Source organism: Bradyrhizobium sp. USDA 4449, assembly GCF_054056275.1.
In genome coordinates, this window is record NZ_JBSRYD010000001.1 from 4,322,501 (window position 1) to 4,342,518 (window position 20,018).

A 20,018-nucleotide genomic window follows, 5' to 3' on the forward strand; every position below is an offset into this window, starting at 1 on the left:
GGAGCGTTTCGGAGCCGCAGCGCGAACATCGCGGCGGCGTTCTTTCGAGAGATTGGTGCATGAACCCGCGCCGCCGCCGTTGACCTCAGAACACGGCCAACTCAATAGAGCCTTCACCCCGGGCTTTCTTGTCGGTTTCTGCCCATATTTTGGGATTTCGCGCCAAGCGGCGCGACATCAGGAGCCCGCAGTCCGGAATTGCCGCGGCGTCACTCCCGTCCAGCCGGTGAAGGCGTGGCTGAAGGAGCTGACTTCCCGATAGCCCAGCAGCCAGGCGATTTCCGAGATCGGCAGGTCTTGATCGCGCAGATAGCGCTTGGCGAGGGCTTGTCTCAACTCGGAAAGCACGGCGGAAAACGTCGTGCCCTCGTCCGAGAGAGCGCGGGCAAGCGTGCGACCACTCATTCCTGTGCGGCGCGCCACCTCCAACACGTTGGCCTTGCCATTGGGGAGCAGCTGGATCAGCTCGTCCTCGACGCGCGAGCGCAAGCTGCTGCGCTGCGCCTTGCGTCGGCCCAAGGCCTCATCGGCATACTCAAGCAGTATCCGGTTCAGATGGGTATCAGCGCCCGCGACCCGCAGTGCGGCACTCTGTTCGGGAAACGCGATCTCGTCCCGATTGGCGCCATAGTCGATGGCGCAGCCAAGGTCGATGCCGGGGCGGAGCTGTGGCCTGCCGTATCTCAATGTGATCTGTTTTGGTGAGACCCTGCCGCCGGTCAACGCACGCGCGATGCGCACCAGGGTCACCACCCAGAATTCAGCATGATGACGACCGAAGCGACGATCGAGGTTGAGGTATTCCAGCCCGATCGAAAGCGTGCGGCCGGCGGACACCTCCAATCGCACGCCCTCATTGTTGATCGCGCAATACCGCGCAGCGTTCGCAAGCGCGTCCGCCAGATGTTCGGACGACGCCATGACGTAATAAACCAGACCGATCTCGCCGAGCTCGAAGTCGCGCGCGAGGTGCAAGCCGAAATGCGTGTCTTCCAGCTCCGCGGCTGCCAGCTCGAGCAACCTGACCTGCGCTGCGGCGGCGACGCGGCACTTGGGATCCGCGATGTCCTGGAGCGTGAGGCCCGCTTGCTCGAGCACCGGCGCCGGATCCCTGCCTTTGCGGCGCAGATAGGCGCAGGCGAGGCGGGCGATACCGCCGGTCGCGCTGAGGATTGAGCTCAAGCCGTTCGCCGATCGGCTGCGCATGACGGCCTCTCAGCCAGCTCACCGCATCGTCGCGAGCTGCACGGCCAGCGCGCACGCCCGGTCATATTCGTCGAGATTGATCCACTCGTCGATGGTGTGCGCCTCGTTCTGCCCCGCGCCGAAGGTCACGGTCGGAATGCCGTGACGAACCATCCAGTTGGCATCGAGGCCACCATTGGCGGTGCGGACGTTCGGCGTACCGCCGACGGCAGATACCGCCTCGACCGCCCGCTTGATGACGGGCTGACTGTCCTTCATGCGGAACGGATAATAATCGGTCTCGGCCTTGAACTTGACCCTGCCGGACTTGCCCTGGGCGTTCGTCACCTTCTTCGCCGCCTTCTCGAAGGCGGCCTTGTAGGCCTTGGTGATCTCCTTGAAGAATTTTCCGTCATGGCTGCGGCTTTCGCCGCGCACATGCACGTAGTCGGTGACGACGTTGGTGGCATCGCCCGCGGGACGGCCTGCGCCGCCGGTGACGGGGCCGACATTGCTGGTGCCTTGTCTTTTGCCCTTCACCACCTTGCCGAACCAGCCGCCGGCCTTCACGTCGGCAAGCGCGAGCGCCATGATCATGGTGGCGGAAATGCCGCGCTCCGGCGCGACGCCGGCATGCGAGGCGCGGCCCATGATCTCGACCGTCCAGCGGTCCGCGCCCACGGCGCCGATCACGACGTTGGAGGCCGAGCCGCCATCATAGTTGAACGCCATCACCGGTGACCCCAGCTCGTCCAGCTTGACGTGGCGCGCGCCATAGAGCCCGCTTTCCTCGCGCACGCAGAACAACAGCGTGATCGGTGGATGATCGAGCTTCTGCTTTTCCAGCTCCGCCGCTAACGTCACCAGCACGCCACAGCCGCAGCGGTTGTCGCCGCCGAGCGCGGTCTTGGCGGAGTTGACGATTCTGCGGCCGGATTTCTTCGGCTTGGCGCCGGCGCAGAGCGGCACGGTGTCCATGTGGGTCATGAACATGATGCGCGGCTGGTTGTGCAGCGCGCCGCGGCCGGGCAGGTCGACGATCAGATTGCCTGTTTCGGTCGGCACGGGAATGCGGGTGTTGGCGTCGTCGAGCCGGATCGCCTTTGCCGGCACGCCGCTGTCCTTCAGTGCGGCCGTGAGCTCCCGCCCGATCGCCGCCTCCTGTCCGGTGATGCCTTCCACGGAGAGGAAGCGCATGAGGCGGTCGGTCGCGGCTTTGGTGTCGACAGGCATGAAAATCATTCCCTTGCTGGACGGTTGCGCCAGCATCTCCCGCGTCGATGCGTTGTGCAAGGGCCTCAGACGCTGCGCGTAGAGGCGAGGAAGATCGTTGCACCCAGCAGCAGCGCCGCGGCCATGAACAGCAGCACCGCCGGCAGCCCCGCGAATGCCGCCACCGCACCGGTGACCGATTGCATCAAGGCGGCACCGAGGAAGAAGGCGAGATTGATCGCCGCGAGCGCCTTCCCCGCGGTCTGCGCGTCGACCAGCTGCCGCGACATGCCGAACAGCAATGGCTGCGCCGAGGTCGCGATGCCAATGAGCACGAACAGTACGAGATCATAGAGCGGCGGCATTACAGCCACGCCGAACAGCATCGAGACCGCATCATGCGGCGCGCCGAGCGCCATCAGGGCCAGCAGCAAACCTCCGATCATATGCGTGCTTGCCACCAGCTCGCGGCGACGACTGAGCTTGCGGTCGATCATGCCGACGAGAAGCGGACCGGCGATCATCGCCAGCGTGAACGCGCCCAGCTGATTGCCGGCCTCGACCCGCGACAATCCCTTGATGTCCATCAGCCACGGGCCGCCCCACAGGCCGCGCAGCACCAGCGAGCTCGACAGCGACACCAGCGCCAGCGCGATCAGGCCGCGCAAGGGCCGCGACAAGCCGAGCCTGAGCACCGCGATCATCTGCGACAGGGCTGAGGAATCGTCCTTGTGCTCGGCCGGCTGGCTCGGCACCAGCGTGAAGACGGCGAGCGCGACGAGGACGCCGCCGAGGCCTGCGATCCAGAACCCGGCGCGCCAGCCGTAATGATCGACCACGAAGGCCAGCGGGCTCGACGACAACAGCATGCCGATATTGCCGATCGAGAGGATCGCGCCCGACCACAGCCCGAACCGCGCCGCCGACAATTGCTTGGCTGCCAGCGTCATCGGGCACGTCAGCATGCCTGAGGTGGCGATGCCGAGCAGCACTTGCCCCATCGCGAAGCTCGAAGGCCCCGTGGCAAAGCCCGAGGCGATCGCACCGATCACGGTTCCCGCAAGCAGGCTCAGCGACACCGGCCGCACGCCGAAGCGGTCCATCGCAGCGCCAACCGGAATCTGCGCGGCGGCAAAGGCGAAGGGATAGACCGAGGTCAGGCTCGCCAGTGCCTGCGGCTCCATCCGGAAATCCGCGGCCATCAGGTCGAGGCTGACCGCCGGAATGGTGCGCAGCAAGGTCGAGAGCATGTGCCCGCAGGCCAGCGCCAGCAGCGCAAGGATCAGTGCGCGGGTGCCGTTTCCCACTTCTTCAGTCGCAACCGCACTCATCAGCGTCCCGTCCCAACGCGCTTTTTCGTGCCGTTACACGATCGGACGGCCCATGCCAACAGCTGGGGGCGAGGCGCTGGCGCAGGGCCGACCAGACCTGGGGACAGATCACGAGGGGCTTGAGAGCCGTCCACCACGTGCCGCCATCCCGGGTGGCGGCCATTCCAGGCCTCGGGCCGATGAACCGCGGCGGCCGTCAGGACGTTGTACTCGGGAGAAGGTGGCGTGACGGGAAGCATCTGCGATTGGCAGCGGTGATGTCTGTGTCCGAGAGTGCAAGCCAGACAACCAGTGACGCGGCCCGCCGAGTGCGGAGAAGACGCAATTCCTTATTGTTGGTTCTCGGGGTTGGATTTCTTGTTTTTGCCGTGGCATCGGGTGCACTTTATTTCGTGTTGCGGCCGGACACGCTCCGGATCGCCGTTGGACCGGCTGGCAGCGACGACGACAAGGTCATTCAGGCGATGGCCGATGCCTTCAGCACCGAGAGCCGGACCGTCAGGCTGTCGCCGATCAAAACCGCGGGAGCGGTGGAGTCCCTTGCCCTGCTTGGAGCTGGCAAGGCCGATCTGGCCGTTGGCCGCGGCGACCTGGACATGCCCGCCGAAGCACAGACCGTCGCGGTCTTGCGCAAGAACTTCGCCGTTCTGTGGACACCGTCCGGACGTGGAACCAGGACCTCGAAAAGAAAGCAGACGCCGAAAATCAAGGAGGTTGCCGATCTCGCGGGGCGTCATATCGGTATCATCGGGAAAACCGCGGCGAATGCCGCGTTGCTGCGAGTCATCCTGAGCGCCTCCGGGATCGAGGCGGACAAGGTCACCGTGACGCATTTTGGCACGGACCACCTCGACGAACTGGCGCGCGACCTCCAGCTCGATGCATTCATGGCGGTCGGGCCGCTCGACAGCAAAATCACTTCTGATGCCATCGCCGCAACGGCGCGGATACGAGGCGAGCCGAAGTTTCTCGCCATCGAGACATCGGAAGCGATCGCCTTGAAGCATCCCCGGTATGAATCCGAGGAAATTCCGCCGAGCGTCTTCAATGCGGACCCGGCTTGGCCGGATGACAAGGTCGAGACGGTCAGCGTGAGCCACCTCATCGTGGCGAGAAAGACCCTGTCCGAAACGACGGTCGCCGCTTTCTTCCGGCAGCTCTTTGCCGTTCGTCAGGCGATCGCGAAGCAGGTTCCTGGCGCCTCTCACATCACCAAGCCCGACCTCGAGAAGGACACCGAGTTGCCGGTGCATCGGGGAGCGGCGGCCGTGATCGACGGCAATGAACGCAGCTTTCTCGACCGCTACGGCGATTACTTCTGGTTCGGGCTCCTGCTTCTCTCCGGCATCGGCTCGGCGGCCGCCTGGCTGCGCCGCTATTTGAACCGCGACGAAAGGGAGGAAAACACCAGCCATCGCAAGAAAATCCTGGCGATGGTTTCCACTGCGCGGACCGCGGAGTCCAACCAGCAGCTCCTGACTCTGCAGCATGAGGCCGACGAGATCATCCGTGAAACACTCGCGTGCTACGACGACGGCGCAATCGAGGAAGAGGAACTCGCGGCATTCGGGCTGGTTCTCGATCTGTTGCGCAACGCCATCGCCGAGAGGCGGGCGACGTTGCCACGTGCCAATGTCGAGACGGTGCGAGCGGCAACGACAATGGCGCGAGGATCAGGCGGCACGTAATCTGCTTTTCCGATCCTCTCGGTCGGCTCGACAAGCCGGACCGGCCGGATGCCCGGGTGCTCAGCCTCAGGCGTTGGCACGAGTGATGTGCGGATCGCGATCCAGCCGCTCAGTTGGTGGCGAAGCAGTAAAACAATCCCGCGCCGCCGACGCGCTGCAAGTTCGCCTGGGAACAACCCGGCGTCTTGTGCGAATAGTTCCACAAATTGGGACCCTGAGTGTTGCCGATCAGGTCATGGTGTCCGACGATCGCGCTGCCCTGTCCGTCAGTGCTGCTGGTCCAGTTACTGCAAGTCGCGTCGGCACCCGGAATGGCCGTGCCATCCTGTTGTGTGCCGGTGAGCATGTCATGTTGATTGGGATTGTCGACGCGTCCCTTGACCACCATGCCCTTCTCGTCGAGTCCGGTCTCTTTGTTGATCTTGTTGTTGTCGCTGTGCAGGTCGGCCACGTTTGCCGCGATCTGGATGCCCTTGGCGTTGGACCAAGGACCGCTACCTATCCGGTCCTTGGCGTTGATCGCGCCCGGCCCCTGCGTCGAAAGATAGGCATGCCATGTCTTGCCGCCCGCGCCCGCGGCCTGGGCGAGGGTCTGGCAATGTCGATCCGCCCCGTCGAGCCCACCGAGGTCGCCGCCCTTTCCAAGACCGACACTGGTTATGAAGAAACCCATGCTGCTTTGCTGGGCTTCCGCCGGTCCCCGCATGCTCGACGTCAACAATACCATGGACGAGAGTAGAGCCAAATTCACTATCTTGGTCATGCAGTTGGTCCTTACCAGTGAGGACTCTCGTCCCACATCACGCGCCGATGCAACCCTGCTCCAACCGGGTGTCCGGCATTCGCTTGAATCAACTATACGATCAGATGATCCATATTACACTTCCTCCTTCATCCTAAACTGAAGGCGGGGGTCCCGGCGGCACTGGTTGGGTCAGATCACGGCGTCGTTGTCGACATTTCTAACCAACGCTTGCTCAGGGAGCCTTTGTCTCTGCCGCCTGATGCTGTACGACTGTTCGTCCACACATCGCCCTTCGCGACCGAGTCCGGCGATCGCCCTCAGGTCGGCTCAGTCCGCAACTCGGCTTCCCTTGCTTTTGCTTTCAGAAAGGCATGCGCAGGAAAAAGGACCAAACAACCAAAGCCGAACACCAGGTGGACCCATTTCGCCACTCCTTGCGTCTCTTCCTCACCATAGTACAGCATCAGCGCGGTCACGCACAAAACCGTCATGGTTGCGGTCACCAAGGTGCCGGTGACAATGTTGCGCCGGCTCCGCCATCCCGCCCGGACGTGCAGCGGCAGCAGCGAGCCGACGCCGACCAGCACGGCGTAGGACGAAATGCCGTGCAACGTCAGCAGGAGGTGCGCGGCACCGCTGAAATCACCGGTAGCGATATCATGCAGGAAGAACCAGGCCAGGCCGGACAGGCTGACAGCTGTCATGCTCGCGAACACCGCCGTTCTCTGCCAGAATCCAAGACGCATCCGTCAAGCCGCCGTTTCGACGACCGCACCGCCCGACGTGATGAAGGCCAGTGCGCCGAACCTGGCGAAGTAATTCGCATCCGTGCGTCCGATCTGGACTAGAACCTTCGTGAGCGCGTCGGCCAGCAGGCATGTTCGCGCTACCACCGAATAGGCTGCGTCCGGGGGCGACAGCTCCGAAGTTGGCAGGGGGCCTTTGCGCACGGTCCCGTCGGCCGCGGATGTCGCGATCGCGGCGTTGCGCAGCAAGCCTGCCTGCATGACATGACCATCATCGCGTCCGCAGCGGATGTAGACGGGCTGCGCCGTTTCGCCGATGACGCGCATGTCGCCGCCGGCATTGACCAACGCGCCGCGCACGCCGTGGGCACGCAACATCCCGATGGCGCGATCGACCGCGAATCCCTTCGCGATGCCTCCGAGATCGAGGCCGACCCTCGTCGAGAATCTGATCCTGTTGTCGGACAGGAATGAGACCGCCGAGAACGTTCCACCCTCGATGTCATCGAGGCCTTGCGACGGTAGCAGCCCGCGTCGCATCGCCTCGTAGCCGACAGCGCAGTCGAACAAGCCTTCCGTCGCATCGAACAGAATGCGCGCCCGATGCAGGACTTTCATCGTCCAGGGATCGACAGCCACCGGCCCCGATACGCCATGGCGGTTGAGACGCGACAGGTCGCTGTCCGGATCGTGGAAGCTCATCAGGCGATGAACCCGCTCGATCGCCGCGAATGCGGCGTCGACCGCACGCTCCAGAACCGGCTCGGCCAGGCCAGTGGCCTCGATCTCGACGAACGTTCCCAGCAGCGGACGCGCGCGTCTCATCGGATGCTCATTCCCTGCTCATCCTTTGGCCTTCAAATTCTGCAGGACTCGCTTGACGCTATCGGTGATGTGCTTGGATGACAGCGTCGCGCCGCTGATGTTCTTGATGTCGGCGCCGAGTTGCAGCGGTGAGCTTGCGCTCTTGCCGACGAATTGCGCGCGCCATGAGGCGTCGCGCACCTCGTAGCCGTAGGACTCCCGGTAGTCCATGATCTCGATCTGCTTGACCGTTCCGTTCGGATTGATGCCGATTGCGACGGTGATGTATTCGTGCTTGCCCACCACGCGCTCGACGACGAAATAGCCGCCGCCGGACGTGCGCCACGTGTTCGGCTGCCCGGTGGTAGAGAACGTCGCCCCCGGGAAAATCGCATGCTGCGCCTGCTCGACGGAGAAATAGGTCGCCGCATAGGCAGGCGTGGAGATCGCTGCGACCGGAAGCCAAACCCAATGACTCGCTTTCATAACTCAGCCCCTCAGAACGTATAGCCGGCCTTCATCCGGAAGCGGAATCTTTCGAAATCGTTGTCCCCGATGTAACCGTTTACCAGAGCGCCCGGAACTGTGTCCGTATGATTGGTTGCCCAGGGCATCTGCCAGAGCGCGGTTGCCGTCAGGAAGAAGCGTTCGCCGCCATAGTGCAAGGTGGGGCCGAGATAGTAGCCGTTGTTCGACTCGTGATTGAACCAAAAGCTATTGACCTCGTGTTCGTTCATGAATTCGAAGCCCGCCGACCAGTTCGGCATAAATCGGTAGGAGGCCGCGAAACCGAAATTGATGTCGGTCTCCATGCCCCAGCTTCTGGCAGAAGTAGGGTCAGTTGGATCAGCCAACGTGTTGCGGAACTCTGGCGCCCAGGTGAAGTTGAACGCCACGGTCAGGAGATCGTCCATGAAGTTCTTCTGGACGATGATCTTGTTTTCCACCTCGAAGAAATTCGGACCCACCGTCGGCTCGGTGTACAGCGCAAGCCCGATGCCGTCGGTGTAGGGACTGAGGATCCGGTAAATCAACTCGCCCGAGACGCCGGTGAAGCGCTTTGCATTGAAGAAATCGTCCGGCCCGGCCGCGTAATCCGAGAACTGTTCCGGTGGTGTCGTCGCGCCGAACGGACCGTTGTGATAGGCCTGCGTCCAGGCATAGTTGAGATAGATCGCGGCTTGCAAGTTACTGGCGAGACCATATTCGAATTCAGTTCGCCCCTCGATCTGGTCATAGGTGCCACTGTTCTTCTGATGCCGCCACGTCACCCATTGCTCGACCTCCTTGCCACCCTGCGGCAGGAGATCGGTGGTGTAGACGAAGGCGAAAGCGGATTCTTCGGCGAACGCGGCTGAACCGGCCAACCACAGTGTCGTCGCGAGCAATGCGCAGCGTACGTAGCGGCGAGCCGGAACGCTCCTGCGTCTCGCCGGCTTCGACCGACACCCACGTCGCGCCTCCCTGCCGGATTGCGCCGTCGACTTTCGAAATGAATCCAGGTGCAGTCTTCCAATCATCGCCACCCCCTTTTGGGCTCTTGCCAAGATTTGTTCTGTGGCTGGCTTCCTCTGCGCGCAGAGGTGGCTGGCTGGGAACGTGAATTGCCTTATCCGCGGCGGCTCGGAATCTCCCGATTCACGGCCGGCGGCCTCTACTTCGTCAGAATGAGCTTGCCCGCCGCCGTCAACTGCAGGCGATAGTTCTCCTCGTCATGCCTAATGATCAGTAGCCTCTCGCCTTGCAGGAGGTCGCGGCTACTGATCGTGCGCGGCGCGGGTGGTGAAAATTGCACAGCGAGCAATCCCCCGCCGTGAGGTGACTTGTCGGTCATTGGCGTCCCGCGCACATTCGTCACCCAACAGACATCTCGGCCACCGACGCGATCGCGAAAACCCGTCGGCCGGACGTGTCCGTCCAATCTCAGATTCTTCAGTCTCGCCACTGGTTGCCCGGTGGAGTTCGCAACTCGACTCCGCGAGCAATCAGTTCGACTTCTGATGGAGATAAACTGTAGAGGCTGCCTGAGACAATATAGCTCACCTGGAATCAATCTAATTGTCGAGACTTCCGCTGAAGCGCGTTTCCAAATATCGCGCTCGCTAAAGCCAGCGCGATCAACGATCTAGGGAAGCTCAGCACAACGCAGCTGCGCTCTGCACTCGCATTCAGGATTTGGAAGAACTCTAGATCTGCCTGCGAGCCTCGAGGAGGCGAGATCAACTGCCAAGCGTGCCGTGCCTCGATCCGACTGCCAGTTTCGTCAGTCACTGTACGGAAAAATCCCGCCGTTTTCGATACGACGGCGTAGGCTTGGGCCCAACTCGCCGCTCGGCGCTCTCTGCGCCTGTCCGTTCTGCGACTTCCGTCGGCCCGTCGCTCAATCAGTACACACCCAGTTCGCTGACCACGCTTCAAGCTTTGGCTCGAGTTCTGAAATGCGGCCATCGCCAAGGGCTAGTCGCACACGTCTGTAGCGGCGTTAACGGATGTGCTGGAATGCTCCCGCTGCTCGACATGACACCCAGGCTTGACAGGCCGGCAACCGGCATTCGAGCAGATCATCTGGCCGCTTGATCTCGCCTGCGGTTTTGAAGGCGCTGACTCGACCTGCTTTGCTCGTCGCAATGTCATCAAGATTGTGCCGGGTCCCGCGTCACGGCTCCGACCGTCGCTCGAGCGGAGCGTAGCTGGACGCCCCAAGCCGCCAGCTGCAGCAAGGCGGCAGCGGTGGCCATCACGTCGAAGGGCAAATACAGGATGATTCCTCGATTCAACGGATCTTGGAAGTCGACGAGGAACACGTAGAGAATGTAATTCATTCCGATGATTCGCAGTAATTTCCAGCTCTTTGGGGCGAGCAGCGCGTGCAGGTTTCCAAAGGAGAGAACTGCAAGAAGAATGGTCAAAGCCGCGGCGGCTCCGAAACGGATGAACACGGCCAGGGTCGGGACTGCGCCAATCCAGCAACGCCAGCTGACAAGGGCGAGATGAACAATGAGTGCGGCTGCGAAGGCAAGGCCAAGCTCGCGCCCACGCTGCTTCAGCGGCAGAAACGTCGCGCCAAACAGCGTCGTCAATGGCCCTCCAGCATATGCCGCCAAGAACCAGAGGAACTGGAGGCGTCCTGTCGCGAAAAGTGCGGCATTGGTGCCGTGAACGTCGGCGCCGCGGACCACGAGTATGATAGCCGCCAAAAGCAGGTTGGCTGCAAAGGCCAAGCCGATCCACGATTTTGCCGGTCTGGATCGCATGTTCTGCACCTGGGCACCCGATGTCGCTTCAGTTCGCGCGCAGCCAGAACGCCCGCCACGACGGGCCGCCGCACTCAGGTCCACCTCCAGTCCTCAAAGAGTCTACTGCAAAGTCGCGAGGGAATGACCAGTCAGAAGGAGTACCCCCCATCGAGAGGTCCACGACAGACGACCGACTTCGCCGTTCTTCGAGTTCCGCACGGGACTAAATCCACGGTTGTGATCCACTCGGACATATCCAAAGCGGACATGAAGGAGCAGGGAACTCTGGCAGACGCGCGTTCCAAGGTGATGATCCGCCAGAGCAGGCAGCGGCTCCTCTTCTGCCTCGGCTTTGCGAAACGGATTTGTAGTTTGGTTCCTATTTTTTTGAGCGGAGAATGACTACCCCTTCAGAGCGACGATGAAAGGCTCTCTTGCGACAACTTGGCTCTTCACGCCTTTCGCCTAAAATCCAATGATGCAGGCGCCCGGGAAAAGTCGGCAGCCAGCGCTACGGGCATGTTTGAAGTCATGTGAATTCGGAGGTGTTGGACCAATGCCTGTGCCAATTGAAATTTGGAATTGGAGAATGGATGATCTGGCGCCGTCGCCGATCGAGCCATCCTGGATCATTGAAGGCAATCCGGAAGCCCGCTTGCGCCTGCTGTCGGCGAACGCATGCAACACTGCCAAAACCGTGATCTGGTCGTGCACCGAGGGCAAATTCAACTGGTACTACGATCGTGACGAGACGAGCGTGATCCTCGAAGGATGGATAATGCTTGAGAGCGAGGGGATGCCGCCGAAGCGCTATGGGGTTGGCGATGTGCTCATTTTTCGCAGAGGCGCGCACGCCAAATGGCACGTTCAGGGCTATGTGAGGAAGATCGCCTTCCTGCGCCATTCCCCGATCGGTATCGCCATCCATGTGTTCAACAAGATCAAGTCCGTAATCGCGCGGAACGCGCCGAAGATCGCTGCGGCGTCATCCGTCGCCATTTCGGAGTAAGATTGCACTTCGGCTGCTGGCCCGAGGCTGGCGCCGCCGGATGTCCTTTCTTGCGACGGTGGGGAGTGGCAAGCGGGATCAAACTTGCCACGGAGAGGACCCCACGGTTGCCATCCGGTTCTCCAAGATCATCCGGCCGGCGCGATGCGCAGCCGGTGCAACCGATGCAGCTCCTTTGCGGCATCTTTCATCAGGCCACGTGCTGCCTCACGTTCCTCGCCGGCGATGAAGCCTGACACGAAAGCCTGCGCGCGCCGGTTCGCCGGCGGCGCGGTCAAGGCGGCCTGCGTCGCCAGCTCGCGGTGTGCCATGAAGTCGTTGAGCGATCCCAGCGCGGATTGGATCCGCTTCAACACACCCGAGAGGGACGCGAGCTCGTTCTGGTCGCGACCGCGATAGAGGCTCTCGAAGAAATCGACGGCATAGCGGATTTTCTTGATCCGGATGCGCAGCTTGTGGCGTTGTCGCGGGTCAAGCTCGGCCAATTGCCTGCCCTGCTTCCGCGCCTTCCGGATCCGCCGGTCAAGCACGTCGGCGGCATAGGCGGCGATCGATCGATCGTCGCCGGTGTGAGGACGTCCGGCCTCGATCCATTGCAGCACGTCGATCAGCATGCGGCGGTACCGGGCGGATGCGACCGCGTTGCGGGCGCGGTCGAAGGCTTCCGCTCTCCGCCCGGCGAACCTCCGCTGGATCGCTTGAAGGCCGCGCTTCGGGACGCCCTGCTCGGCGACCGGCTGGATGCTCTCCTTCAGGAATACGTCGATCTCGCGCGCCGGCGCCAGCTCGTTCGTGAGCCATTTCAGCTCGGCCTTGATGCGCGCGGTGCTCGCGCGCGGCAGCACGTCCTTGAACAGGGAGATGGCGGCTCGCAGCCGCCGCAAGCCGACACGCATCTGGTGGACCCCTTCGGACTGCATCGTGCGCACCGGATCGGCGTTCGCCGTGATCTGCCGCATCGTCGAATGTGCGATCACGGAAAACGCCTCGCGAGGGGACAGCGCCCCCTTCAACGTGATCGGCTCGGCGCGCTGCGCACCCAAACCGGTTCCGGTCGCGAGCTGGAAGCCGCGATCAGCCTTCGAGCGCAGATCGAGCTCGGCACCCGTTCTGCGTTCGAGAGTCCGCGCCAGACGGAACAAATCGGCGAGCTGTCCGGACTTCAATTCCAGCTCCAGCTCGGAAACGGGACGCGAGCGGCGCCCAACCTCGATGCGGCCGCGATCGATTGCAAGCTCGATCCGGCTGCTTCGGACCCGCCTTGCCTGGGTCGTACGATGAACATCGGTCCGAAACACCGGCTTCAGCTTGCGAGCAAGTTGCTTGCTGCGGGCGAGGTCACCGAGCGGTGAATTCTTCGTCTTGGCGAGGTCCGGCTTCATGCCGGCAATTGCGTCCTCCCATTCGCCGCGCGTCATGCCGCCGGAGCCCCCCGCTTTCACGGTCTGGACAAACTGGCCGTCGACCTCGCGGACCCGCAGCGTCAGGCCATGTCGTCTGAGCTTGCGCTTGGGGGTGTCGAAATAGGTCGACACGAGCGTGTGCCGCGACGTGTCGCGGCGCCGCTGACGCGAAGCGTCGTCGGGCAGCACGGACGACAATTTCCCCGGTGAAAGCTGGAATTTCAGTTCCGTTTCTGCGTTCATCGGACGACTTCCCGTTGCCGAGGAGAAGTGGCGCAGTCGCGGGAAGTTCCGCCCGGGGCCGTCATTTCCATGGGCGCCGCTCGCGCATGATCGTCAATCCCGGCAGCGTCGGACTGCCTGGTTACGATGGGCGGGCGCCCGTTCCTTATGTGGTCGAGGTCGCCACGCCGCACGCGCGTTAGGCGATTCTTTCCTCCGAGGTTCGGTTGATTGCTCCTCATCGCGCGCCTCACATGATCATCAGCGTTGCCGTCACCGCCGGGTCCTCGCGGCGGAGTGACGGCTCAGCAGCGGCGCGATGTTGCGCGCGCCGCGGACCACAACGCGGGAAGGGTTTCGGCGGATGCCTCTTCTACGGCGCCGCTTCCGTCAGAAGGGCTGCCGGATAGACCGGCTTGGTGAGGAATTTCGCACCGGGCGGCAAGGGGCGGGGCAGCGGACGGCCGGAGATCACGATGATCCGCACGTCGGCATGATGCTGCTTGGCGAAGTGCGCCAGATCCACCCCGTCCATCTTTCCGACCAGATTGATATCCGTGACCATCAGGCTGGGATGCCGCACTTTCAACGCCAGAGCGGCGGTCTCTGCGTCCTCGCACTGGAGCACGTCGAAGTTGTTGTCCTCGAGCAGCATCGCCAGCATTTCGCGCTGGATGTCGTCATCCTCGACGACGATTGCGGTCGGGCGGATCGGCTTCGATTGGCCCATGGTTGCACCTCGCTTCGTAACAAATGTTAAGTGCAAGGCGGCGAATATGTTCCGCAGCACCCGGCTCGAGTTGCTCGAACCGCGATCCTGCAAATGTTTCGGGTCTCGAGAGTCCGGTCCGAACCTCCCGGAACGGCCGGTTGAGATAGATCAACGTCCGGCAGGTCACAGTCGCCAGGATAGGGCAGGAGGGCGGTCCATGAACCTGCTGCTCAAGGAAATCCGGCACAGTCCGCTGCTGTGGCTGCTGGTCTTCGTTCCCGTGGTCATCGTGTTGGCCCACCTCATGCCGAACGCGCACACGCTGCTGTTCGTCCTGGCGGTGATCGCCGTCGTTCCGCTCGCAAGCCTGTTGAGCCACGCGACCGAGGCCGTTGCCGAGAAGACCGGTGACGCCATCGGCGGGCTGTTGAACGCGACGCTTGGGAACTTGACGGAGCTCATCATTGCGGTGACTGCCTTGCGTGCCGGTGAGTACATGCTGGTCAAGGCGTCCATCGCCGGCGCCATCGTCACCAATTCGCTGTTCATGCTGGGAGCATCATTGCTTCTGGGCGGACTGAGGCATCACGTGCAGGACTATAACCGCGCAGGGGGACGGCTGCACTCCGCGCTGCTCCTGATGGCCACGATTGCCCTGCTTTCGCCCTCCGCGGTCGCTGACCTCAACTTTCAAGGAAGCGAGGCCGCCGTTCATCGTCTGAGCGCAGCGCTGGCTGTTCTCCTGATTGTTGCCTACGGTCTCAGCCTGTTGTTCTCGCTGCGCACGCACAAGGAGCTGTTTGCGAGCGGCGAGCACGCCGAAGCGGCTGGCCTCGTGCTGCCGATCTCGATAGCTGTTCCGACGCTTTTGGTCGTGACCGTTCTGGTCGCGCTCGTGAGCGAGATATTCGTCGAGTCGGTCCAGAAGGCGGCCGAGACACTGGGTATGACACCGGCGTTCGTCGGCTTCATCGTCGTCGCCCTTGTCGGCGCGGCAGCCGAGATGGCCGTGGCATTCTCGGCCGCTCGGCGGAACCGGCTCGACATGAGCGTGAGCATTGCGTTGGGGAGTGCCTCCCAGATCGCCTTGTTCGTTGCGCCCCTCCTTGTGCTCCTCAGCTATCTCGTCGGACCGAAGCCGATGGATCTGCAATTCTGGCCGGGCGCCGTGACCATGGTGATGATCGCCAGCGTCGTCGCATGCTTCGTCACCAACGGTGGACGGTCGGCCTGGTTTGTCGGTGCGCTGCTATTGTGTATCTATGCCATCTTCGCGATGACACTTTACATGGTTCCACCGGGCTCCCATGGTCCTGTCTGAAACATCGGACGCCGCTCACTTCAGCTCCCGAAGAAGTTTTTGCGTTTCGCGCAACAAGTCGCGGATTTGCCTGCGCTCGTTCATGGCCTCACCGGTATAGTAGCCGTGCTTGACCGCATTGCCGTTTCCATCAGGCGCTCCCGATCCCCATGCCCCGCCATGCATGCGGCAGCGCGCCTTGCCGCGCAATGCCGGCGCGCGACAGGTCTGACCGTCGCGTGTTTGCGCGCCGCAGCGCCGGCTCGCTTGCATCGCGGCGGTGTTGCGGGCGTGGCTCATGCGCCGACGGCGTCCACAAGGCCCGGCTGCGCGGCGATCAGGTTCGCGTGTTGTGCGAAATGACCGACGACGGCCTTGCCGCCATCCTGCACCGACAGATTCTGCACCGTGATCGCGCACGCGCCGCTGCTGCGATGGCGGTTCAGGGCCTCCATCTGGTTCGCGAAGGTGCGCGACAGCCGGGTCAGGGCGCGCGTCAGACTTTCCTGTTGCGTCACCTCGGTGGTGCAGGCGAGGCGGCAGGCGCAGCGCATTGTCGCGACCTGAATGCTCACCATCTGCGCCGCCAGCATCGCCTCGAGCGAATCCTTTGGCGCGATGCTCTTCAGCATCGAAACCATGAAGGAGAGATTGCCCTGGTCGGGCTTGAGCGCGACGGCGCTGGCTTTCACGAGCTGGCTCAGCAGGCCGTGCAGCGCGTCGCGGTCGGGGGCGCCGAGCGCCTCGGCCAGCAGCTTCTCGCCGGTGTGCGGATCGGCGTGGTCGATCACGACGCGCCTGCGACGGAGCTTGACCTGTGGGACTGCGGTGATCGGGGCGCGATCGTTGGCCCCGATGGGCATGGCTTCGGTGGTCGTCAGGGATGTCGTCATGCGATGGGTCCTTTGCCGGCGCAAAGCGCGAAGGCTCGCCGGGAGCGAAGCCGATCGCGCGCTTGCTGACGCGGCGGTTTTGATTTTCAGATCTCGGCGAGGAATTTTCGTGCAAGCCAGGGCGAGGGACGCCCGGGAGGCGTGCGGTGACCACAGGCTGATCGCGCGATGATGCCACCATGCACCTGTTTTGCCCGACGGGTCAAACGAAATTTCTGATATTCAGCATCTTCACCCGTGCGAAGCCTCGGTTCCCCTGGCGCCGGCTACTGTGCATGGGGTTGTTTTCGTCGTTTGGCCCGATCGGCCGCGCTCACTTGCTCCGGGGCAGGCGCGCGAGCAGCGGGCGCTGGCCTTCGTTGATCTTCGCGTACGCCTCTTCGAGGGTGAACCATTCGGCGCGATCCACCTCGGGAAAGCGTTGCCGCTTGCCACTGCGCGGCGGCCATTCGATTTCGAAACTGTTGCTGCGGATTTCGGCCGCCTCGACGTCGAGCTCGGCCGCGAAGGCGGTGACGATCTTGCCGCCGCGCTGCTTGACCTCGCCGAGCGCGATCAGCGGCACGGACACCTCAACTCCGAGCTCTTCGGCAAACTCCCGTCGGGCCGCAAGCTCTGCGTCCTCGTCGTCGGCATATTCGCCCTTGGGAATCGACCACGCCCCGAGATCCTTGTTGCGCCAGAAGGGGCCGCCGGGATGGACGAGGAGCACCTCGCATATGCGACGTTTTCGATAGGCAAGGATTCCGGCGCTTCTCGAAGGCATCACAAGGTTCCGTGCAGGCGAGGCGTCAAGCGATCGCGAAAAATGGAACCGCGCCTCTTAGCGCAGGTTAGTAGCCAACGCTTGATCGGACAAAAGGGAGTGAACCATGATCCGCCTGCTGGCAACCACCGCATTGGGACTTGTGCTGGCGAGCGCCGCCTTCGCGCAATCGTCGCCGAGCGCGAACACGACGTCTCAGCAATCCTCGCCATCCCAGGACAAATCGGCAACGCCGTCGACCACCGCGCCATCGGGTGCGGCGCAGTCGCAGCAGACCCCGTCGCAGCCGCAGCAATCCTCGACGTCGGGGTCATCGGCGCAGAATACGCAGAGCACCGCACCATCGTCGGGAGCCGGCGGTTCCAGCACCAATGCTGCCAACAGTGCGGACAATCAGTCACGGCCGCAGAACGGTACGGCAAGCTCGAGCACGACCAATCCGCCCGCGACCCAGCAGAGCGCCAATCCGCCGGCGACCGGCACGAACCAGGCGCAGGATCGCTCCAGTCAATCCCCCGCCACCAGCAATCAGGCGCAGCAGGCGCCGAGCGCGACCGGAGCCAATCAGGCGCAGCAGGCGCCGGCCGGCAACCAGGCGCAGGGCGAGCGGACAGGGACCAATTCGCAAATGGCTGCCCGACCCGACGCCAAGCTCGATCGGCAGCAGGAGACCAAGATCAGTGCGTCGATCTCGCACCTGAACGTACGGCCGCTGACAAACGTGAATTTCTCGCTGAGCGTCGGCACGGTGGTGCCGCGCGACGTGCAGCTGTCGACGCTGCCGCCCGATGTCGTCGAGATCGCGCCGCAATATCGCGGCTACAGCTTTGCGCTGGTCAAGGACGAGATCGTCGTGGTCGATCCCTCGACCTACAAGATCGTAACGGTGCTTCCATATTCGGGGCAGTCCACCGCGACGACGACGACTCGCGAGCGCAGCGCCAGCAAGTTCTCCGATCGCGATCGCGAGGTGATCCGCAAGCATGCCAAGGCCCGCATAGAGGAGCGGCGCGAACCGCGGACCACCGGCAGCTCCGCGCGCACCGAGATCCATGTCGGTGATCGCGTTCCTGAGAGCGTCGAAGTCGAGGAACTGCCGAGCACCGTCTACCGGGATGCGCCGGACCTGCGGGAGTACCGCTACATCCATCGCGACACCAGGACTTATGTCATCGAGCCGCACGAGCGTCGCGTGATCGAGGAAATCGATTAGCCGCCGCAGGAAGCCGCTCCATCGAGCGGCTTCCTGGTCTCTCCATTAGCCCGAAGAGCGCTCGCGCGCCGCGACGCGGATCGCGTGGGCCTTCGCACCCTTTGCGCGCGCGGCGATCATGCTGCGCGCCTTGCCGTGGGCTGTGCCGTTCTTGTGGAGCAGGGCAACGAGGCGCTTGCGGGCGCGGTTGGCCGACAGCCGCGCCGCCAGCTGTTCGGCCTTCCGGATGGTGGTCGCAGTCGACGGCGTGAGGTTCACCGGGACCCAAGCGACGTCCTTGGTCTTGGACAGGCTGCCGACACCCTCGCACGGCGCTTCGCGCGGCAGGTCGATCCGGATCGCCAGCGCCTGCGAGCGCTCGGTCCAGTCTTCGGCCTTGGTGCCGGTGATGATGCGGACATAGTCGCGCGTCTCGCGCGGCAGCTCACTCTCCTTGGCGAGCCATTTCTGGATGCGCCCGGGACCCGCGTTGTAGGCGGCTGCGGCGAGGCCGAGATTGCCGAAATCGTCGCGGAGCTTGCGCAGGAATTTTGCCGACGCCGGCAGCGCCTTCATGGGATCGAAGGGATCGTCGAGCCCGACCTCGGCGGCGGTCTCCGGCATGAATTGCGCGACGCCTTGCGCGCCGGCCTGGCTGACCTCGTTGGACTTGAACCGGCTCTCTTGCCAGAGCAGGCGGGCAAAGAACGGCACCGGAATGCCGCTCTCCTCGGCCGCCTGCTTCAGCGCGAGGCAGAATTGCTCCGAAGGCGACACCGGCGCCTGCTCGGCGGTTTCAGTTGCGAGCGGCGGCTCGATCGTCTCCTCGTACGAGGCGCGCGCATTGGCAAGCTCGATGGCCTGCACGCTTGCGAGGAACAGTTCGACGAGGGGAACCAGCGAGGGCGCGCGATCGGACTTTGCTGTCGCATTGTCGAAATAGGAGGTTTGCGGGGACGGAGGTGCGCTGACGTCGCACATCAGAATCAGGAACGCAGCGCAAGCCGCGACGAGAAATCGCATCTCGGTGAAAGTCCTCGAACTGTGGGGAACGACCGGCGGAGTGCCGGGGACAAGGACTTCTTAACCGTAATTGCGGCGAAGCTGCGATTGCTGGCGGCCGCCGGTGTTAGTACGGTGTTCCCGGCGCTGCCATGCGGTGTCGGTCCCGCGCTTCTGCGGGAACCGAAGGGAAGCTCGGGATCGCCGGAGGCCGACGGCGCTTACGCCTTGGGAAAATCCTTGCGCATCGCGATCTCGGCGGCGTCGCCCGGCGAGAGCACGGTCTGGTCGAAGGCTGCTTGCGGCGTCGTCATGATGTCGTAGAGCGAGATGCCTTTGATGGGCTTGCCCATGAGCTCGCGGACGCAGTCGGCAAGCGTGCCGTTGTAGACGAGATAGGGCGGACCGCGATCCTTCTGCCGCTCGCCTTTCAGCGACGGCCACTTCTTCAGCTCCGCCGGCGCGTCGTAAGCGATCGGCGATCCCTCTTTGAACATGCGCGTGCCCCAGGCGGCGTGGACTTCAGGGCCATCCTAGGGTCGCCGGGTAAACGCGCGTTGAAGAATTGGTTC

21 protein-coding genes and 1 pseudogene are annotated in these 20,018 nt (G+C 63.2%); 5 read left to right on the forward strand and 17 right to left on the reverse strand.

All coding sequences use genetic code 11. The features are described 5' to 3' along the window. Positions 1 to 177: 177 nt before the first annotated feature. The 3 genes from ACVIIW_RS20210 to ACVIIW_RS20220 all read right to left on the reverse strand — a co-directional run bounded on the left by ACVIIW_RS20210 (position 178) and on the right by ACVIIW_RS20220 (position 3,728). A complete protein-coding gene (locus ACVIIW_RS20210) occupies positions 178 to 1,206 on the reverse strand; it encodes an AraC family transcriptional regulator ligand-binding domain-containing protein (protein ID WP_456702329.1) in 1,029 nt (342 codons plus the stop codon). Positions 1,207 to 1,224: 18 nt separating this feature from the next. Further along, positions 1,225 to 2,418 (reverse strand): M20/M25/M40 family metallo-hydrolase, encoded by a 1,194-nt coding sequence (locus ACVIIW_RS20215; protein ID WP_456702330.1) that lies wholly within the window; start codon positions 2,416 to 2,418, stop codon positions 1,225 to 1,227. 65 nt (positions 2,419 to 2,483) lie between these two features. Continuing rightward, positions 2,484 to 3,728, reverse strand: coding sequence for an MFS transporter (locus ACVIIW_RS20220; protein WP_456702331.1), 1,245 nt, complete (start codon positions 3,726 to 3,728; stop codon positions 2,484 to 2,486). A 257-nt stretch (positions 3,729 to 3,985) separates the two neighbouring features. On the opposite strand from ACVIIW_RS20220, the gene ACVIIW_RS20225 reads away from it, so the two are divergent. After that, positions 3,986 to 5,416, forward strand: coding sequence for a TAXI family TRAP transporter solute-binding subunit (locus ACVIIW_RS20225; RefSeq protein ID WP_456705206.1), 1,431 nt, complete (start codon positions 3,986 to 3,988; stop codon positions 5,414 to 5,416). Positions 5,417 to 5,525: 109 nt separating this feature from the next. On the opposite strand, the gene ACVIIW_RS20230 is transcribed toward ACVIIW_RS20225, so the two are convergent. The 7 genes from ACVIIW_RS20230 to ACVIIW_RS20260 form a co-directional block, all read right to left on the reverse strand. After that, positions 5,526 to 6,179 carry a hypothetical protein gene (locus ACVIIW_RS20230; protein ID WP_456702332.1) on the reverse strand — a complete coding sequence of 218 codons (654 nt, stop codon included), beginning with the start codon at positions 6,177 to 6,179 and terminating at the stop codon, positions 5,526 to 5,528. Positions 6,180 to 6,478: 299 nt separating this feature from the next. Continuing rightward, positions 6,479 to 6,865 (reverse strand): hypothetical protein, encoded by a 387-nt coding sequence (locus ACVIIW_RS20235; RefSeq protein ID WP_456702333.1) that lies wholly within the window; start codon positions 6,863 to 6,865, stop codon positions 6,479 to 6,481. Between the two features lie 45 nt (positions 6,866 to 6,910). Further along, positions 6,911 to 7,732, reverse strand: a complete 822-nt coding sequence (locus ACVIIW_RS20240) for an FAD:protein FMN transferase (protein WP_456702334.1) — start codon at positions 7,730 to 7,732, stop codon at positions 6,911 to 6,913. Positions 7,733 to 7,750: 18 nt separating this feature from the next. Further along, positions 7,751 to 8,197 carry an FMN-binding protein gene (locus ACVIIW_RS20245; RefSeq protein ID WP_456702335.1) on the reverse strand — a complete coding sequence of 149 codons (447 nt, stop codon included), beginning with the start codon at positions 8,195 to 8,197 and terminating at the stop codon, positions 7,751 to 7,753. Between the two features lie 11 nt (positions 8,198 to 8,208). Further along, a complete protein-coding gene (locus ACVIIW_RS20250; RefSeq protein WP_456702336.1) occupies positions 8,209 to 9,078 on the reverse strand; it encodes a hypothetical protein in 870 nt (289 codons plus the stop codon). A 287-nt stretch (positions 9,079 to 9,365) separates the two neighbouring features. Further along, the gene (gene hemP, locus ACVIIW_RS20255; protein WP_456702337.1) at positions 9,366 to 9,545 is read right to left on the reverse strand and encodes a hemin uptake protein HemP; all 180 of its coding nucleotides are present in this window, start codon (positions 9,543 to 9,545) and stop codon (positions 9,366 to 9,368) included. A 799-nt stretch (positions 9,546 to 10,344) separates the two neighbouring features. Then, positions 10,345 to 11,049, reverse strand: a complete 705-nt coding sequence (locus ACVIIW_RS20260; protein WP_456702338.1) for a hypothetical protein — start codon at positions 11,047 to 11,049, stop codon at positions 10,345 to 10,347. 487 nt (positions 11,050 to 11,536) lie between these two features. Here ACVIIW_RS20260 and ACVIIW_RS20265 point away from each other — a divergent pair, with 487 nt between their 5' ends. Beyond that, on the forward strand, positions 11,537 to 11,956 hold the full coding sequence (locus ACVIIW_RS20265; RefSeq protein WP_456702339.1) for a cupin domain-containing protein: 420 nt from the start codon (positions 11,537 to 11,539) through the stop codon (positions 11,954 to 11,956). Between the two features lie 128 nt (positions 11,957 to 12,084). Here ACVIIW_RS20265 and ACVIIW_RS20270 read toward each other — a convergent pair whose 3' ends face one another. Beyond that, positions 12,085 to 13,602, reverse strand: a complete 1,518-nt coding sequence (locus tag ACVIIW_RS20270) for a CYTH and CHAD domain-containing protein (protein WP_456702340.1) — start codon at positions 13,600 to 13,602, stop codon at positions 12,085 to 12,087. A 74-nt stretch (positions 13,603 to 13,676) separates the two neighbouring features. Here ACVIIW_RS20270 and ACVIIW_RS20275 point away from each other — a divergent pair. Beyond that, a pseudogene (locus ACVIIW_RS20275) lies at positions 13,677 to 13,781 on the forward strand (metallophosphoesterase family protein); the annotation flags it as partial. 173 nt (positions 13,782 to 13,954) lie between these two features. On the opposite strand, the gene ACVIIW_RS20280 reads toward ACVIIW_RS20275, so the two are convergent. After that, positions 13,955 to 14,311, reverse strand: a complete 357-nt coding sequence (locus ACVIIW_RS20280; protein ID WP_456702341.1) for a response regulator — start codon at positions 14,309 to 14,311, stop codon at positions 13,955 to 13,957. 199 nt (positions 14,312 to 14,510) lie between these two features. Between ACVIIW_RS20280 and cax the strand changes: the two genes are divergently transcribed. After that, positions 14,511 to 15,614: a calcium/proton exchanger gene (gene cax / locus ACVIIW_RS20285; protein ID WP_456702342.1), complete on the forward strand. Its 1,104-nt coding sequence runs from the start codon at positions 14,511 to 14,513 to the stop codon at positions 15,612 to 15,614. Positions 15,615 to 15,629: 15 nt separating this feature from the next. On the opposite strand, the gene ACVIIW_RS20290 is transcribed toward cax, so the two are convergent. From ACVIIW_RS20290 to ACVIIW_RS20300, 3 genes are all read right to left on the reverse strand, one after another. Next, positions 15,630 to 15,893 (reverse strand): HGGxSTG domain-containing protein, encoded by a 264-nt coding sequence (locus ACVIIW_RS20290; protein WP_456702343.1) that lies wholly within the window; start codon positions 15,891 to 15,893, stop codon positions 15,630 to 15,632. Beyond that, positions 15,890 to 16,384: a hypothetical protein gene (locus ACVIIW_RS20295; protein ID WP_456702344.1), complete on the reverse strand. Its 495-nt coding sequence runs from the start codon at positions 16,382 to 16,384 to the stop codon at positions 15,890 to 15,892. Before ACVIIW_RS20295 ends, ACVIIW_RS20290 begins: the two co-directional genes overlap by 4 nt. A gap of 415 nt (positions 16,385 to 16,799) precedes the next feature. Next, entirely contained in the window at positions 16,800 to 17,252 is a 453-nt protein-coding gene (locus ACVIIW_RS20300; protein WP_456702345.1) for an NUDIX domain-containing protein, read from the reverse strand. 106 nt (positions 17,253 to 17,358) lie between these two features. On the opposite strand from ACVIIW_RS20300, the gene ACVIIW_RS20305 reads away from it, so the two are divergent. Next, a complete protein-coding gene (locus tag ACVIIW_RS20305) occupies positions 17,359 to 18,465 on the forward strand; it encodes a DUF1236 domain-containing protein (protein ID WP_456702346.1) in 1,107 nt (368 codons plus the stop codon). Between the two features lie 45 nt (positions 18,466 to 18,510). On the opposite strand, the gene ACVIIW_RS20310 is transcribed toward ACVIIW_RS20305, so the two are convergent. Then, complete coding sequence (locus ACVIIW_RS20310; RefSeq protein ID WP_456702347.1) at positions 18,511 to 19,467, reverse strand: lytic transglycosylase domain-containing protein; 957 nt, start codon at positions 19,465 to 19,467, stop codon at positions 18,511 to 18,513. A gap of 200 nt (positions 19,468 to 19,667) precedes the next feature. Beyond that, a complete protein-coding gene (locus ACVIIW_RS20315) occupies positions 19,668 to 19,943 on the reverse strand; it encodes a hypothetical protein (RefSeq protein WP_456702348.1) in 276 nt (91 codons plus the stop codon). Between the last annotated feature and the right edge of the window lie 75 nt (positions 19,944 to 20,018).